Annotated in this window: 14 protein-coding genes; 8 read left to right on the top strand and 6 right to left on the bottom strand. The window is 41.6% G+C overall.

Annotated elements, in window-relative coordinates; translation table 11 throughout:
• Positions 1 to 335 precede the first annotated feature (335 nt).
• The 4 genes from L2740_RS10205 to L2740_RS10190 all read left to right on the top strand — a co-directional run bounded on the left by L2740_RS10205 (position 336) and on the right by L2740_RS10190 (position 4,751).
• Complete coding sequence (locus tag L2740_RS10205) at positions 336 to 1,433, top strand: OmpA family protein (protein WP_248950051.1); 1,098 nt, start codon at positions 336 to 338, stop codon at positions 1,431 to 1,433.
• A gap of 285 nt (positions 1,434 to 1,718) precedes the next feature.
• Positions 1,719 to 2,675 (top strand): transaldolase, encoded by a 957-nt coding sequence (gene tal / locus L2740_RS10200; RefSeq protein ID WP_248950049.1) that lies wholly within the window; start codon positions 1,719 to 1,721, stop codon positions 2,673 to 2,675.
• A 17-nt stretch (positions 2,676 to 2,692) separates the two neighbouring features.
• Positions 2,693 to 4,330, top strand: a complete 1,638-nt coding sequence (gene pgi, locus L2740_RS10195) for a glucose-6-phosphate isomerase (RefSeq protein WP_248950047.1) — start codon at positions 2,693 to 2,695, stop codon at positions 4,328 to 4,330.
• Positions 4,331 to 4,565: 235 nt separating this feature from the next.
• Positions 4,566 to 4,751: a DUF3545 family protein gene (locus tag L2740_RS10190; RefSeq protein WP_220781052.1), complete on the top strand. Its 186-nt coding sequence runs from the start codon at positions 4,566 to 4,568 to the stop codon at positions 4,749 to 4,751.
• Between the two features lie 112 nt (positions 4,752 to 4,863).
• Here L2740_RS10190 and L2740_RS10185 read toward each other — a convergent pair whose 3' ends face one another.
• A complete protein-coding gene (locus L2740_RS10185; RefSeq protein ID WP_248950045.1) occupies positions 4,864 to 5,403 on the bottom strand; it encodes a hemerythrin domain-containing protein in 540 nt (179 codons plus the stop codon).
• 241 nt (positions 5,404 to 5,644) lie between these two features.
• Between L2740_RS10185 and nfo the strand changes: the two genes are divergently transcribed.
• Positions 5,645 to 6,499, top strand: coding sequence for a deoxyribonuclease IV (nfo, locus tag L2740_RS10180; protein ID WP_248950044.1), 855 nt, complete (start codon positions 5,645 to 5,647; stop codon positions 6,497 to 6,499).
• A 90-nt stretch (positions 6,500 to 6,589) separates the two neighbouring features.
• Here nfo and L2740_RS10175 read toward each other — a convergent pair whose 3' ends face one another.
• The 4 genes from L2740_RS10175 to thrA all read right to left on the bottom strand — a co-directional run bounded on the left by L2740_RS10175 (position 6,590) and on the right by thrA (position 11,863).
• Positions 6,590 to 6,880 carry a hypothetical protein gene (locus L2740_RS10175; RefSeq protein WP_248950043.1) on the bottom strand — a complete coding sequence of 97 codons (291 nt, stop codon included), beginning with the start codon at positions 6,878 to 6,880 and terminating at the stop codon, positions 6,590 to 6,592.
• A gap of 246 nt (positions 6,881 to 7,126) precedes the next feature.
• Positions 7,127 to 8,413, bottom strand: a complete 1,287-nt coding sequence (thrC, locus tag L2740_RS10170; protein ID WP_248950042.1) for a threonine synthase — start codon at positions 8,411 to 8,413, stop codon at positions 7,127 to 7,129.
• A 52-nt stretch (positions 8,414 to 8,465) separates the two neighbouring features.
• Positions 8,466 to 9,401 (bottom strand): homoserine kinase, encoded by a 936-nt coding sequence (thrB, locus tag L2740_RS10165; RefSeq protein WP_248950040.1) that lies wholly within the window; start codon positions 9,399 to 9,401, stop codon positions 8,466 to 8,468.
• Positions 9,398 to 11,863: a bifunctional aspartate kinase/homoserine dehydrogenase I gene (thrA, locus tag L2740_RS10160; RefSeq protein WP_248950039.1), complete on the bottom strand. Its 2,466-nt coding sequence runs from the start codon at positions 11,861 to 11,863 to the stop codon at positions 9,398 to 9,400. The genes thrB and thrA overlap by 4 nt, the downstream gene beginning before the upstream one ends.
• 712 nt (positions 11,864 to 12,575) lie before the next feature.
• On the opposite strand from thrA, the gene slyD reads away from it, so the two are divergent.
• Together slyD and L2740_RS10150 are read left to right on the top strand one after the other, a co-directional pair.
• The gene (gene slyD / locus L2740_RS10155; RefSeq protein ID WP_248950038.1) at positions 12,576 to 13,229 is read left to right on the top strand and encodes a peptidylprolyl isomerase; all 654 of its coding nucleotides are present in this window, start codon (positions 12,576 to 12,578) and stop codon (positions 13,227 to 13,229) included.
• A gap of 188 nt (positions 13,230 to 13,417) precedes the next feature.
• On the top strand, positions 13,418 to 13,795 hold the full coding sequence (locus L2740_RS10150; RefSeq protein ID WP_248950037.1) for a hypothetical protein: 378 nt from the start codon (positions 13,418 to 13,420) through the stop codon (positions 13,793 to 13,795).
• A 34-nt stretch (positions 13,796 to 13,829) separates the two neighbouring features.
• Here L2740_RS10150 and trpR read toward each other — a convergent pair whose 3' ends face one another.
• Positions 13,830 to 14,108: a trp operon repressor gene (gene trpR, locus L2740_RS10145; RefSeq protein ID WP_248950036.1), complete on the bottom strand. Its 279-nt coding sequence runs from the start codon at positions 14,106 to 14,108 to the stop codon at positions 13,830 to 13,832.
• Positions 14,109 to 14,353: 245 nt separating this feature from the next.
• Between trpR and L2740_RS10140 the strand changes: the two genes are divergently transcribed.
• Complete coding sequence (locus L2740_RS10140; RefSeq protein ID WP_420833524.1) at positions 14,354 to 14,797, top strand: c-type cytochrome; 444 nt, start codon at positions 14,354 to 14,356, stop codon at positions 14,795 to 14,797.
• Positions 14,798 to 14,816 lie beyond the last annotated feature (19 nt).

Below are 14,816 nucleotides of genomic sequence, written 5' to 3'. Positions count from 1 at the left end.
ATTTGAAATTTCTATCGTTTTATAACCTTTCAAGGCTAGCCTGCAGATATTGAAAAATAATATATCTATAACCAAAATTGACTTTTAGCGACTTAAAATTGAACCGAATTAGATGTTTGATTGAGTTAAATCAAAGATAGAAACTTGCAAAAGCGACAATTTGCAACTTTAAGGCTACATAATATTTTGCAATTAAAGTGGAAAATATTACATTTGCAACAGATAATAGTGTCAGCCAGCTAAAATATAAAGGAACTCCGTGATAAGTGCTGGCTCTGTTTAGAATAAATTCTAACAGACGGAGGAGTTTTATAAATAAAACATAAGGATTTTGAATGATGAACAATACACTCAAAGCAGTTCTGCTTACTTCGATGTTACCTTTTGCTGCTAGCGCAGCTGACGGCATGAGCCCCTGGTATGTAGGTGGCGGTGTCGGCATCAACAACTACCAACCTAATTGTGACCAAAAAACCATGAAGACCTGTGGTGAAGATGATCCTTATGCATGGGACGTATTTGCAGGTTATCTATTCAACGACTATTTCGGCGTAGAGCTAGGCTATCGAGATCTTGGTCGAGCTCAATGGGTCGACTACTCAAACAAGCTAAACGATGTAGGGGCTAAGGGTATGAACCTTGGTCTAGTGGCATTCTGGCCTTTTGCTGGTGACTGGAGTTTGTCAGCCGAAGCAGGTGCTTTTAACTACATTATTTCTAATAACAAGCAGTGGGGTGCTGAATACTATAGTGACAATGGTGTTGCACCGTACGTTGGCGCAGGTATTGGTTATAACATTACTGATAACCTGAAGATCCAAGCGAAATACCGCCGCTATGAAAACCTTGATGAAGACAAGTGGAAAACGCTTGAAATGGAAAGCAACTATTGGGGTCTAGAGCTCAGCTATCGCTTTGGTAGCAAAGCAAAACCAGCCCCTGTTGTCGCACCATTAATTGTTACAGACTCAGACAATGATGGCGTAAATGACGATATGGACCAATGTCCAAATACGCCGTCTACCCACCAAGTTGACAACTATGGCTGTACTATTTACGAAGAAACTGAATACACCTTTGACCTAGAAGCTAACTTCAAAAATAACTCAGCAAAAGTAGAACCCTCATCGCTTGGCGACATTAAGGTGTTAGCAGACTTTATCAATCAACACCCTGATGCAAAAGTATTGATTTCAGGTCACGCCTCTAACACTGGTAGCCCAGCTTACAATATGAAGTTATCTGAGCGCCGCGCTGCAGCTGTAGCTGATATTTTAATTAATCAGTATGGCGTTGCTCCGGCAAAAGTGACTTCTAAAGGTTTTGGTATTACTCAACCGTTAATCGAAGGTAGCTCAGCAGAAGCTAATCGCGTTAACCGACGTATAGAAGCACATGTTACCGGAACAGAGAAGGCTGCTGTTCTAAAATAAGCTAATTAGCATTCTGAACAAGGCTCACGGTTGTCACAATCGTGAGCTTTTTTAGTTTTGAACTTTCATAAAAACGCTATACTTCTGAATTAAACTTTTACCGAACACCAATTCTTAGCAAAATCTTGTAGTTAGATTACAAAAAAAGTGCGTTTAAATGATTTTCAGCAACTTTTGTGTAATTTTTTTTCATATATGGTTGGAATGTTGATTAAAATGGCTTTTAATAGCTACTAAATTAATTGTCCAATTCTATGCTGTTCAAAGAGTAAGGATGTAAGACCCATGGCCAACACATTAGAACAACTCAAACCTTTCACTACCATCGTTGCCGACACTGGCGATATTGAAGCCATAAAACGTTACCAGCCAGAAGACGCAACCACCAATCCGTCTCTTATTTTAAAAGCATCTGAAATTCCTGAGTACAGTGGCCTAATCGAAAACGCCATCAGCTGGGCTAAAAGCCAAAGTGATGATCTTGCACAGCAAATTGAAGATGCTGGGGACAAGCTTGCAGTTAATATCGGTTTAGAGATCTTAAAGATTGTTCCTGGCCGTATTTCTACCGAGGTTGATGCACGCCTATCTTTCGATAAAGAAGGCTCAATTGCTAAAGCACATAAGCTAATAAAATTATACCAAGAAGCTGGTATTGATAAGTCTCGCATTCTAATTAAACTTGCTTCTACTTGGGAAGGTATTTGCGCTGCTAAACAGCTTGAGCAAGAAGGTATCAACTGTAACTTAACCTTGCTATTTAGCTTTGCACAAGCTCGTGCATGTGCAGAAGCTGGCGTATACCTGATCTCTCCTTTTGTAGGCCGTATCCTTGACTGGTATAAAAAAGACACAGGTCTTGAATATTCAGCTAGCGAAGACCCAGGCGTTGTTTCAGTAACTAGCATCTACAACTACTACAAGCGTCATGGCTTCAATACCGTTGTTATGGGCGCAAGCTTCCGTAATACCGGCGAAATCATTGAGCTAGCAGGTTGTGACCGTCTAACGATTGGCCCAGCACTTTTAGAAGAACTGCAAAATAGCACAACTCCTATTGTACAAAAGTTACTACCGGCCACTGAAATCGTTGCTCCAGAAGCTGATATGACTGAAGCTCAGTTCCGTTGGGAATTTAATGAAGATGCAATGGCTGTAGAAAAGCTTGCTGAAGGCATCCGTAACTTCGCTATCGACCAAGGTAAGCTTGAAGTGATGCTAAAAGACAAACTTTCGTCTTAAAGGAATAGGACCACAAAATGACTGAACTCACTCAACAAGCCACATGGCAAGCATTAGCGCAGCACAGTAAAGCATTGCCGCATATGCGTGAGCTATTTAGCACTGAACCACACCGCTTTGACAATATGTCAGCCCAAGCGTGTGGATTGTTGCTCGATTACTCTAAAAACCGCGCTTCTAACGAGACATTGTCTCTATTGTTCAAGCTAGCTAAAGAAAGCCAACTTGAATCAAAAATAAAAGCGATGTTTGCCGGCGATATCATCAACAATACCGAGCAAAGGGCTGTTCTTCATACCGCTCTGCGTGCTCCTGCTGATCAAGTAATAAATCTTGACGGCAATAATATTGTCGCTGAAGTACAGCAAACATTGGCTAAAATGGGTGAGTTCGTAAATTCAGTAACATCAGGCGATTGGCTTGGCTATACAGGCAAAACCATCACAGATGTTGTTAGTATCGGTATTGGCGGTTCTTTCTTAGGGCCGAAGATCGTATCGCAAGCACTACGTCCATACTGGACTGGTAAACTAAATTGTCATTTTGTTGCTAACGTTGATGGTACATCAATTACTGAGAAGCTAAAAAATCTCGATCCACAAACCACTTTATTTGTGATGTCGTCTAAATCTTTTGGCACTCAAGAGACGTTAACCAACACGCTTACCGCTAAAGACTGGTTTTTAAAGCAAGGTGCAACTCAAGCAGACGTTGCTAAACACTTTGTAGCTGTTAGCTCAAATGTTGAAAAAGCCACTGAGTTTGGAATCGATGCCAACAATATATTCCCGATGTGGGATTGGGTTGGTGGCCGTTACTCGCTTTGGTCAGCTATTGGTTTACCCATTGCTCTGCTAATCGGCATGGATAATTTCCGAGAGTTATTAGCCGGAGCTCATGCAATGGATGAGCACTTTGCCAATACCCCGTTAGAGAACAATATGCCGGTTATTATGGGGTTACTCTCTCTTTGGTATGGCAACTTCTTTAATGCTCAGTCTCATGTGGTTCTGACTTACGATCATTACTTAAGAGGTTTACCAGCCTACTTCCAACAACTTGATATGGAAAGTAATGGTAAATCTGTCACGCTAAATGGCACTGATGTTGATTACAGCACTGGACCCATTATCTGGGGCGGTGAAGGTACAAATGGTCAACACGCGTACCACCAGCTATTACATCAAGGTACAGCACTGATCCCTGCAGACTTTATTATGCCTTTAAATAGCCATAATCCTGTTGGAGAGCATCATGTACAGCTTGCTTCAAACTGTTTTGGCCAAACTCAAGCTTTAATGCAAGGTAGAACCTTTGAAGAAGCATTGGCTGAACTAGAGAGCAGCCAGCTGAGTGATGAACAAAAACAGCTAATTGCCAAGCACAAAGTCATGCCGGGTAATAAGCCAAGCAATACCATTTTAATGGATAAGTTAACTCCTTCGACATTAGGTTCACTTATCGCGCTTTATGAGCACAGAACCTTTGTTCAGGGCGCTATTTGGCAGATAAACTCTTTCGATCAATGGGGAGTTGAACTAGGTAAGCAGTTAGGCAACGATGTTCTAGACCGTCTCACTGCCGATAAAAATGCTGACGAACTAGACTCATCAAGTAACAGTTTAATTAACCTGTTTAGACAGGGAAAGATTTAAGCTTAAATCTCGCCTTATGAGTTATCTTAAAAAAGCCAGTTTTGACTGGCTTTTTTGTTTTCTACAGTTAAGCATTCCAGTCTTGTTATAAGTTATAACCATATTTCACTCCCCTGCAGTTAAACCAAAACATTAAAACTTCATCTTGATTTAACATTTCTGAAACATTTTAGTTGCACCATGAACAAAAATCATGCTATTTATTTGAAAACAAAATAAACAAGAGGAGGTTGCCATGAATCGACTTGATTATGGTAGTGCGCTAGATAGTATTGTTGAAAAACCAAGCCGCTCGAGAAGCTCCAACAAAAAGCGGAAATGGCGTGAAATTGAAGTACTAAAAGAAAAGCACCGCTTGCTAAAAGAACTTCAAGAAATGGACAACGGTTTTGATGGTGAGTTAGACAGCCTCCTTATGTAATCTTTACATAACCCATAAAAAAGAGCGCATTGGCGCTCTTTTTCGTTTTGCAGCCATTTCCCAGAATTAATCCCTTTGTGCATCCCTGATAGTGATTTAAATCCACTAAATACTATTCCGTTGCAGCTAAATAATCCCTAAGCTCTTCAAATAACACTGCGCCATTCTCATTAAATAACGGATCATCAATTAAGCGCTCATTACACATAGCAGTTACTGTCTGCCAGTCACTGTCAGTAAAAGCCTCCTTCCATTTAGGAAAAACTGACAATTCTTCAAACTCCATGTGGTTACGCTGTAACTGAACATAGCTTTGAAGGTCCAGCACAAGCTGTTCTTTAGATACAACAATGTCACTTAAAATAAGGTTTAGGGTCGTCATCAATGATGTTGATGCATCACTTAGTGCTTCATGCTCTGCCAACAATGTTTCACCTGTAGAGTTCGATTGGAATTTACTGCCATACAACTCTGAAATAATATCTTCTAAAGGGTGATGACTATGTTCAGCATAGCTTTGCATATATTCAACAATGTCACGTATTACGTTGTAACTAATCGGCTCTCCAGCAGCGAGCTTAGTATATTTTGCAGATAAAACCGTAAGCAGTTTCGCGATATGCCTATGGTCGTGCATGAGTCTTGCTAGCATAGTTTTCTCCACCTTCATTCTCACCCACTATCTTTTATATTAGTAAAGCGTACAAGAAACACCCAACATAGCAGACAACTAAAAGCGAAATTAATGATACAGATCAAACTGATTTAAATTAGTAAACAACCACTTACTACGGCAATATAAACAGCTAAATAATTAACAAGGATAAATTGCTAATTCACTCCAGCCACATGTCATAATGCATGACTATCAAAAAATAGCAGGAACAGAATAAGTGCAACAAACCCATTTTATCGGTGCTCATGTCAGTGCCTCAGGAGGCATAGCCAACGCCCCTCTCAACGCCGCCGCAATTGGCGCAAATGCATTTGCTCTATTCACTAAAAATCAACGCCGCTGGCAAGCAAAAGAGCTTGAAACCGAGCAAATCGAACTATTTAGACAGCGCTGCGATGAAGCAAGTATTCCAATGGAGGCTATTTTGCCTCACGACAGCTACCTGATAAATTTAGGTCATCCAGATAACGAACTATTAAACAAATCACGATTAGCTTTTATTGATGAAATAAAGCGTTGTGAACAAATAGGCTTGAGCTTATTGAACTTTCACCCTGGCAGTCACTTACGAAAAATCCCAATTGACGAGTGTCTTGCGCGGATCAGTGAATCAATAAACTTAGCACTAGATTGCAGCTCAGGTGTGACAGCCGTAATTGAAAATACTGCCGGCCAAGGATCCAATCTGGGCCATAGTTTTGAGCAATTAGCGCAAATCATTGATGGTGTTGAAGATAAGTCTCGAGTAGGAATCTGTATCGATACTTGTCACCTTTTTGCCGCTGGCTACGATATAAGAACCAATGAAACCTGTAATCAAACTTTCGATTTGTTTGATAAAGTCGTTGGTAACCAATACCTAAAGGCTATGCATTTAAATGATAGTAAAACGCCATTAAATAGCCGTGTTGATAGGCATCAATCCCTCGGGCAAGGCGAAATCGGTCAACAAGCGTTTGCTAGCTTAATGAAGCTAGAAGTGATGCAAGGGATCCCACTGATTTTAGAAACGGTGCAGCCAGAGATCTGGCAAGAAGAGATAAATTGGTTACGCTTTTTAGCTAAGCAATAAATGGCAACGATACTAAAAGCTAGCATTTAGCGCCATTTTATATGGCGCTGATACATCTACTTGATAGGAAGTATCTTGGCCTTAAAAGCACTACATTAAACACTTGTAGACAACCGCAACTACTTTAGTTGGCTCGCCAAGGTCTGATTGTAACCAAACAATATGAGTGCCTTTAAGCTCCTCACCTTGCTTAATAGCGCTTAGTCTTGCATCAGCGAGTGCATTATCGCCACGACCAAACCCAGTAACCATAGCAAAGCTATCACAATGTGTTACTTCAAAGTCGTAAGCTTCGTTTATTCGGTGATATAGCTCAACATCTTCAGTTGCGCAGCCCGCTAATAGACTGACACATAAAACACCCACAATAAAACGAAACACAGTCACGACTCCAATTTAAAAAGAGTCGCGCACGATATAAAAAATACCAACCCAAATTAGTGATATAGATCACACAAGAAAAGCCTGGCCGCTCACATTCAGTTACTCATGTTAATAAACATAACCAAGCATCAATAGCTTGCAACCAAAATTAGAAGTCACTTGTATATTTAAATGAATAGCCACAAATGCACAACAAAAAAAAGGAAGCATTAACAGCTTCCTTTTTTAGTAACATTGTCGATTTTATGCCGCTAAGATCTTAAATAGATGCGTTTTCAACTGTTCAAAATCATCTGCCAGCTCGGCCGACAAAATCGCTTTAGGCACCACTCGAGCTAATGCTTCTGGTAAAGGTAACTCGATTTGTAAAATATCTTCCACCACTTCATTAAACTTAGCAGGATGCGCTGTGGCTAAGAAGATGCCTTTTTCATCAGCTGCCATAGTTTGCTTAAGTGCTAGAGCAGCAATCGCTGCATGTGGCTCAGATAGGTAACCAGCACCATTTAATGCTTTTACCGAGTCGCTAGTGTCGCTCTCTGATACACCTAAACCGATAATCTCATCAAGTGACCAGTTCATAGCCGTAACAATTGCCTCGACTCTAGGCCAGTTACTTGGCTCAGCAACATCCATTGCGTTAGACATAGTCGCAACAGTCGGCTCAGGCTGCCACTCGCCATTACCTAAATAGCGCGGAACAGTATCATTACTATTGGTTGCAGCAACAAAACGCTTAACCGGTAAGCCCATAGCTTTAGCGAAAAGGCCCGCCGTCAGGTTACCAAAGTTACCACTTGGTACCGCTATCACAGGATCACTATCATTTTGCTGCTTAAACTGGGCAACAGCTTCAAAGTAATAACAGATTTGTGCAAGAAGTCGGCTGATATTAATTGAGTTTGCCGAGTTTAAATGCAAACCATCACGAATATCTAAATCTTCAAAAGACTGCTTCACTAATGTTTGGCACGCATCAAAGTCAGATTCCACCGCCACAGTATGAATATTGTCGCCCAAGGTAGTGAACATCTTTTCCTGCAGAACACTAATCTTGCCTTTTGGATAAAGCACAACAACATTAATATTGTCTAAACCATAAAACGCATCAGCAACTGCAGCACCCGTATCGCCGGAAGTAGCAGTCAAAATATTAATCTTTTCTGACTTAGCTAACTCATTTAAACATTGGGCCATAAAGCGTGCGCCAAAGTCTTTAAACGCTAATGTCGGCCCGTGAAATAACTCTAAGCTATACAAGTTTTCATCGGCTTTAACCAATGGCAGTTCAAAGTTAAATGCACGCTCTACTAATCTGTCTACGGTATCTTGGCCAAGCTCTGAGGCTAACCATGCACCGATCACTTTTTTGCTTCTTTCTACAAATGGCAGTGCAAGTAAGCTATCAATATCCTGTAGCTGTGGGATCTGCTTTGGAAAAAACAAACCTCTGTCTTTACCTAAGCCAAGTTTTACCGCTTCAGTAAAGCTAACGACCTGTGATGGATGTTTTAGGTTATATAACTGCATGACGACTTCCCTTAATTCTATTTTTAATCTTTTCTATCTAACTTGAGCGCGGTTAACCAAGGATACGAGAGCCATCGGTATCAATACGGCAGATATGAGAGAATCCTTTACCTTGCTCTACATAATGACTGTTTAGCCATTGCTGTGCTTGATTAGCTACAGCAAGATCATCGGTGACGCTAAATAACGTTGGGCCACTGCCAGAGATCCCGGTCGTTAGCATGCCGAGTTGTTGTAATGCATCTTTTGCCGATAAGAAGTTAGGGATCTCTGCTGCGCGGTAGGGCTCAGCAAGTACGTCCTTTAATACCGAAATCGCTAATTCTGCGTCTTGCTTATAAGAAGCGTGCACAAACGCGCTCAAGTAGCGGCCAAAATCAATGGTTGTTTGCTTATCAAACTGCTCTGGCATCAGCTGGCGCATTCTGGCCGTTGATAACGAAATGCCTGGATATGCCACAACCCAATACCATTGCTTAAAATCAGGGATCGCTTCACAAACAGACTTAGGCGTATCTAGCATTAATTGCATGCCGCCTAAGTAACAAGGTGCCACATTGTCGTAATGCACTGAGCCGCTGATCTTGCCCTCAAATTCGCCCATTAATCGCAGCAACTCTTGCTGGTTAAAAGGCTTGTCAAAATATTCATTTAGCGCCATTAATGCAGCTACAACCGAGCTAGCGCTTGAGCCAAGTCCGCTTCCTACTGGTAAGTTTTTCTCAAGTGTTAACGCTAAGCCAGCTTCTTTATTTAAATGCGCTAAGAAGAACTCTGCACATTGATACACAATATTCTCTTGCGGGTTTTGTGGCAGCTTATCAGCCCAATGCCCCGCTAGCGTTAACGAAATGCCGTTATTAGCCGCAGCCACTGTGACTCTATCGCCCAGTAAACTGCCATCAATTGGCGCTAGTGCTGCGCCTAGTAAATCAAAGCCAACACCGACATTGCCCATTGATGCTGGGGCATAAATTGTTACGCTCATACACCCACCTCACGCGTCCAGTTAAGCGTTCTCAGAATATCAGCAAACGCACCAGCAGCAGTCACGTCAGTACCAGCTCCGTAGCCACGTAATACAAATGGAATAGGCTGATAATAGCGGCTATAGAAAGCGAGTGCGTTTTCGCCACCTTTAACACTGTAAAGTGGATCGGTTGCATCAACTTCGGCAATTTTAACCTTACAGCCTTGCTCATCAATTTGACCAACATAACGCAGTACTTTACCTATAGCTTTAGCGGCTTCAACACGCTGAGCAATCTCAGCATCAAGCTTTGGTAAATTTGCCATAAAGTCATCAACATCACCGGATGCATCAAATGACTCAGGTAATACAGGCTCTACATGGATATCACTAAGCTCTAACTCCATGCCCACTTCACGAGCAAGAATCAATACTTTACGCGCAACGTCCATACCACTTAAATCGTCTCGAGGATCTGGCTCAGTAAAACACTTTTCTCTTGCGATTGATGTCGCTTCAGATAGCGTCATGCCTTCATCTAACATACCGAAGATATAAGAAAGGCTACCTGATAAAATACCGTTAAAGCGCAGTAATTTATCACCAGCAAAAAGCAGTTTCTTCAAGTTATCGATAACAGGTAAACCCGCGCCTACTGTTGTTTCATACAAGAACTGACGACGTTGCTTAAGAGCCGTTTTTCTTAAATCTTGGTAGTAAGCCATATCACGAGTGTTGGCCTTTTTATTTGGCGTAACAACGTGTAGCCCGGCGTTCATCACATCTAAGTACTTATTTGAGACAAATTCACTGGAAGTGCAATCAACTAATACCGGGTTTAGCAATTGCTGCTCTTTAGCCCATACTAACATGGCATCAAGATCAGCTTCTTGCTCACAATCTGCTAGCAAGCCTTGCCAGTTAGCTAAATCAATTCCCTGTGCATCAAGCAGCATTTTTCTTGAGTTAACTACACCACAAACGCGGATGCTAATGTGCTGCTCTTTTAGCATATCGCGCTGCTGTTTAATCTGCTCCAGCAAGCCAGCACCAACGTTACCGCTGCCAACTAAAAACACATCTAAATAGTGCTGAACATCGAAAAATGACTGGTGACATGCAGCAATTGCATGCTTAGTCTTACGCTGCTCAACAACAGCAGAGATAGAGCGTTCTGACGAGCCCTGTGCAATTGCCACAATGTTGACAGTTGCTTGAGCAAGCGCTTGGAAAAACTTGGCTGCAACACCTTTATGAGTGCGCATGCCATCACCAATTAACGACACAATCGCTAAGTTATGACGGGTTTCAATGGGTTCAAGGATCTCACTCTTAAGCTCAAGCTCAAACTCTTGCTCTAGCGCATATTTTGCGCGCACCGCGTCTTCAGTCGATACACAAAAGCTGATGCTGTATTCAGATGAACTTTGGGTAATTAAAGAAACCGATACACCTGAGCGTGAAATGGCGCCAAGAGTACGGCTTGCCATACCCACCATGCCTTTCATTCCTGGGCCGGACACATCAAACATTGTTTGATCGTCAAGATTAGAAATAGCCTTAACACTTAGGCCTGTTTCATCGGGCTGATCAGATACAAGAGTACCAACGGCTTCTGGGTTAAAGGTATTACGGATATAGCAAGGAATATGGTACTGAGCAATTGGTGCGACAGTTTTAGGATGTAGTACCTTAGCACCGAAATAAGAGACTTCCATCGCCTCTTGATAGCTAAGTTGCGATAACAACTTCGCATCAGCGACAACACGAGGATCTGTGTTATAGACACCATCAACATCAGTCCAGATCTCACAGCTGCTAGCATCTAAACAGGCTGATAGCACTGCAGCAGAGTAATCTGAGCCGTTACGGCCTAAAGTCACTACGTTGCCGTTAACATCACCTGCAGTAAAGCCAGGCATAACCCAAACATCTACCGCTGATAAATCTAATGAGTTAAATCTAAGTTTACTCGCTTCAATATCTACAGCCGACTCAAGGCGAGGGCCATAACCCACCAGCAGATACTCTGGGACTAAAATATCGGCGCTATGGTTAAGCGATTTAATCACTTCAACCATGAGGGCTGACGACAGTTTTTCACCACCAACCAGAATATGTGCCTCAACGCTTTCAGGGCACTCGCCAAGCAAGCTCACCCCTTCGAGTTTACTTTGCCAATCACTAAGCTGCAGTTGTAGCTTATTAGCTAATAATTGATTTTGTTCAGCAGTTAAACTGCTCGCTGCCGCGCCATATAAATTATTAAAAACCAGCTCTATTTTTGCCAATACAGCGGCGTAATCGGCACCGTTTACAGCAGCAGATACCATTTCAATCAAACCATTTGTAACTGTAGCAGGCGCAGACAAAACAACTGCAGTCGGCTCTGAATTCGCAGACTGATGTACAATTTCTGCAGCGACTTGAAAACGCTGCCAATTGGCAAGAGATGTACCGCCAAACTTCATAACTTTCATTGTAAACTCCTTTTACCGCGCCCACTCAAGAAACAAAAAAGCCCGCTCCTTTTGGGGGAGCGGGCTTGATATTTTACTTATATCAGGTTGTGCTTAGCCCGCCCCCACGTTGGTAATCGTGGTGGTTGTAATAATGGTGGTGTTCATTAAAACGTGGCTAAACATAAAATTAGATATTATCCAATTGGATTAATTTGTGTACTAACAGAATTGCCTTTTACGGAGACGCTGTCAACCCCTAAATTTAACTAAATTGTTATTATTGAGGCTATTAGATCAAAAGGTAGCAAAAGTGTCATAAACTCTTGTTTATAAGCATTTGCTGACTGATTATATCAATGATTATTGATTTACGTTAACGTAAACTAAAACCAAATTAAAATTAAAAATAATATAAAACAGCAGCTTAAGTGTCGAAAAAACATTAGCAAAGTAGTATCAATAGCTAAAGCATAATATTAAGCGATAAAACCTTCCAACAGCATATTCTCAACAATTTGCCACAAGGCTAATTAACAAACTGTTAAGAAACCTTTATCCAAATAAAAATGCACAAAATATAAAGATAAGTTCTATAACGAATAAAACTTGTACAACTAAAGCATAATTACAACCGATAAAGATGTGGCTTAGGTAGCATAAGTGCACTCATCCTATCGCCAATAGCGTTAAAGCAGGCTAGAATGCGCGCAAATTTCCGATTGGAGCGAATATGAAAATCACCGAAAAATGTGCTGTTAGCATCCATTACCGATTATCAGATGCAAAAGGTCAGCTTGTAGAAAGTTCTTTTGAAGGCGAGCCAATGATCTATCTGCATGGTGCAGAAAACATGATCCCAGGTTTAGAAGCTGCTCTAGAAGGTAAAGTACAAGGTGACACCCTTGATGTGACTGTAGATGCAGAGCAAGGCTACGGCGCTTACCATGATGGTCTTCGCCAAGAAGTCCCTCTATCTGCGTTTGGCGACATTGAAGACATCGTTCCTGGCATGCGTTTTATCGCTGAAACAGAGATGGGCCAGCGTCCAGTTCAAGTAACTGAAGTTAAAGATGACGTTGTCGTTGTTGACGGTAACCACCCATTAGCGGGTCAATCTTTAGTATTCAACGTTGAAGTACTTGAAGTACGTGCAGCAACTGAAGAAGAGATCGCACATGGTCATATTCACGCACACGGCGGCGGATGTGGCGGCCATGACCACGGTCATGAAGGCGGATGTTGTGGTGGCGGACACGATCACGGCCATGAAGGTGGTTGCTGTGGTGGTGAGCATAAGCACGAAGGCGGATGCTGCAGCGAAGACGAGACTAAAGAAGCTAAAGAAGGCTGTGACGGTAACGGCGGCTGCGGTTGCAGACACTAAGTCTATAGCTATAGCACTTAATAACAGTTCACTTTGTTACTAGTGCTTTAGAATGAATTTAAGCCCGTTTCATTGCTCGCAATGAAACGGGCTTTCTTATGCTCTACACTAGCTTGCTATATGAGCCAAAAATACCAATCAGTATACGACAAGATTTGTTTTAGACACTTTTTGCAAAGGAACTGCAAATGTTATCAAAACCTATATATGAAGCATTACCCTATGGCTATTTGCTACTTGGTGGTCTAGCAATCAGCTTACTTGATTCTGCTATAGCCCAAAGTGCTGGAATTGTCCTTTTCTTAGCTGGCAGTAAAATCTACTCTCTACGCTCAGATAATCGCCGCACAGATCTTAAAAGTCGTCGTAAAAAGGGCATTATACCGCGCTTTATCTACGAGCATATGCCAACACTGTATTTACTCGGCGCACTGCTAGTTTTAAAGCTAGAATCCACTCATAGCCCAGTTATTAGTTTAGTACTAGTGAGCTATGCAGCCTATTTAGCGCTTAGACGTAGTCAGTACCGTAAGCATAAAATTGTAAAAGTAGAGATAGCTTCTTAGCAGAAGTCATCAAGCGCCTTTCAAAGCAAACTTTTTAAGCCATAATTAATTGCTTAATTTCGGCTCTTTGACTCTCTGGCATATGCTTTAAATAATTAGAGCAGCGAGTAATAGTTGCAATACTAATTTCAAACTCCTGCGCAATCTGGCGCTGGCTCATTTCACCTTGTAATAGCATTTGAAATACCTTCAACCTGCCAGCAACAGCGCTACGCTCCTCCTCGGTAAGCAGTAGCTCAAATAACACGATCAAGCTTTGTTGATCCGGTTGCATTAACACCTTCTCTAACACTGAATCCCACTCTGCGCGCATCTTCTCTCCTATTGACGAATAATCACGTACTAGTGCGTCATTACAAAATGATTGTAGCAAGAATAACGTACCAATACACTTTTGATAAATTATTAGCTTTTGCTAAATATCACTCATTTGTAACTAAGAGTAACTATTATGAAAAACGATTGGTGCAGATAGGCTAAAACTATATACAATGGCCGCAGAACGGATCACATAACACAATAAAAACGTGAGAAATAACCATGAAAAAATCAGCTAAGATGAGTCTTATCGCACTTGCAGCAACAGCAACGTTTGCAACCAGTGTTTATGCTAATAACTTCAAAGAAGCGGATGATGCTATTGAGTACCGCCAATCAGCATTCAGCATGATTGCCTATAACTTCGGGGATATGGGTGCCATGCTAAAAGGTAAGAAAGAGTTTAACGCAGAAGTATTTGCAATGCGTGCTGAAAACGTAGCGGCGCTATCTAAGCTGCCACTAGAAGGTTTTGTTGCTGGCTCAGACAAAGGTGACACTGAAGCGCTAGCAAAAATTTGGAGCGACAAAGCTGACTTTGATGCCAAAATGAAAACCTTCCAAGAAAACGCAGCAGTGCTTGCACAAGTTGCCGCTAAAGGCGATAAAAGAGAACTTAAAAAAGCATTCGGTAATACAGGTAAAAGCTGTAAAGGTTGCCACGACGTATATAAGAAAGATTAGTTCTTAATCTGCTTAATGC

It is taken from the genome of Shewanella pneumatophori (assembly GCF_023283895.1).
GTDB classification, from domain to species: domain Bacteria; phylum Pseudomonadota; class Gammaproteobacteria; order Enterobacterales; family Shewanellaceae; genus Shewanella; species Shewanella pneumatophori.
Note: the sequence above shows the minus strand (reverse complement) of the source record. Positions and strands in the feature narration are given on the sequence as shown.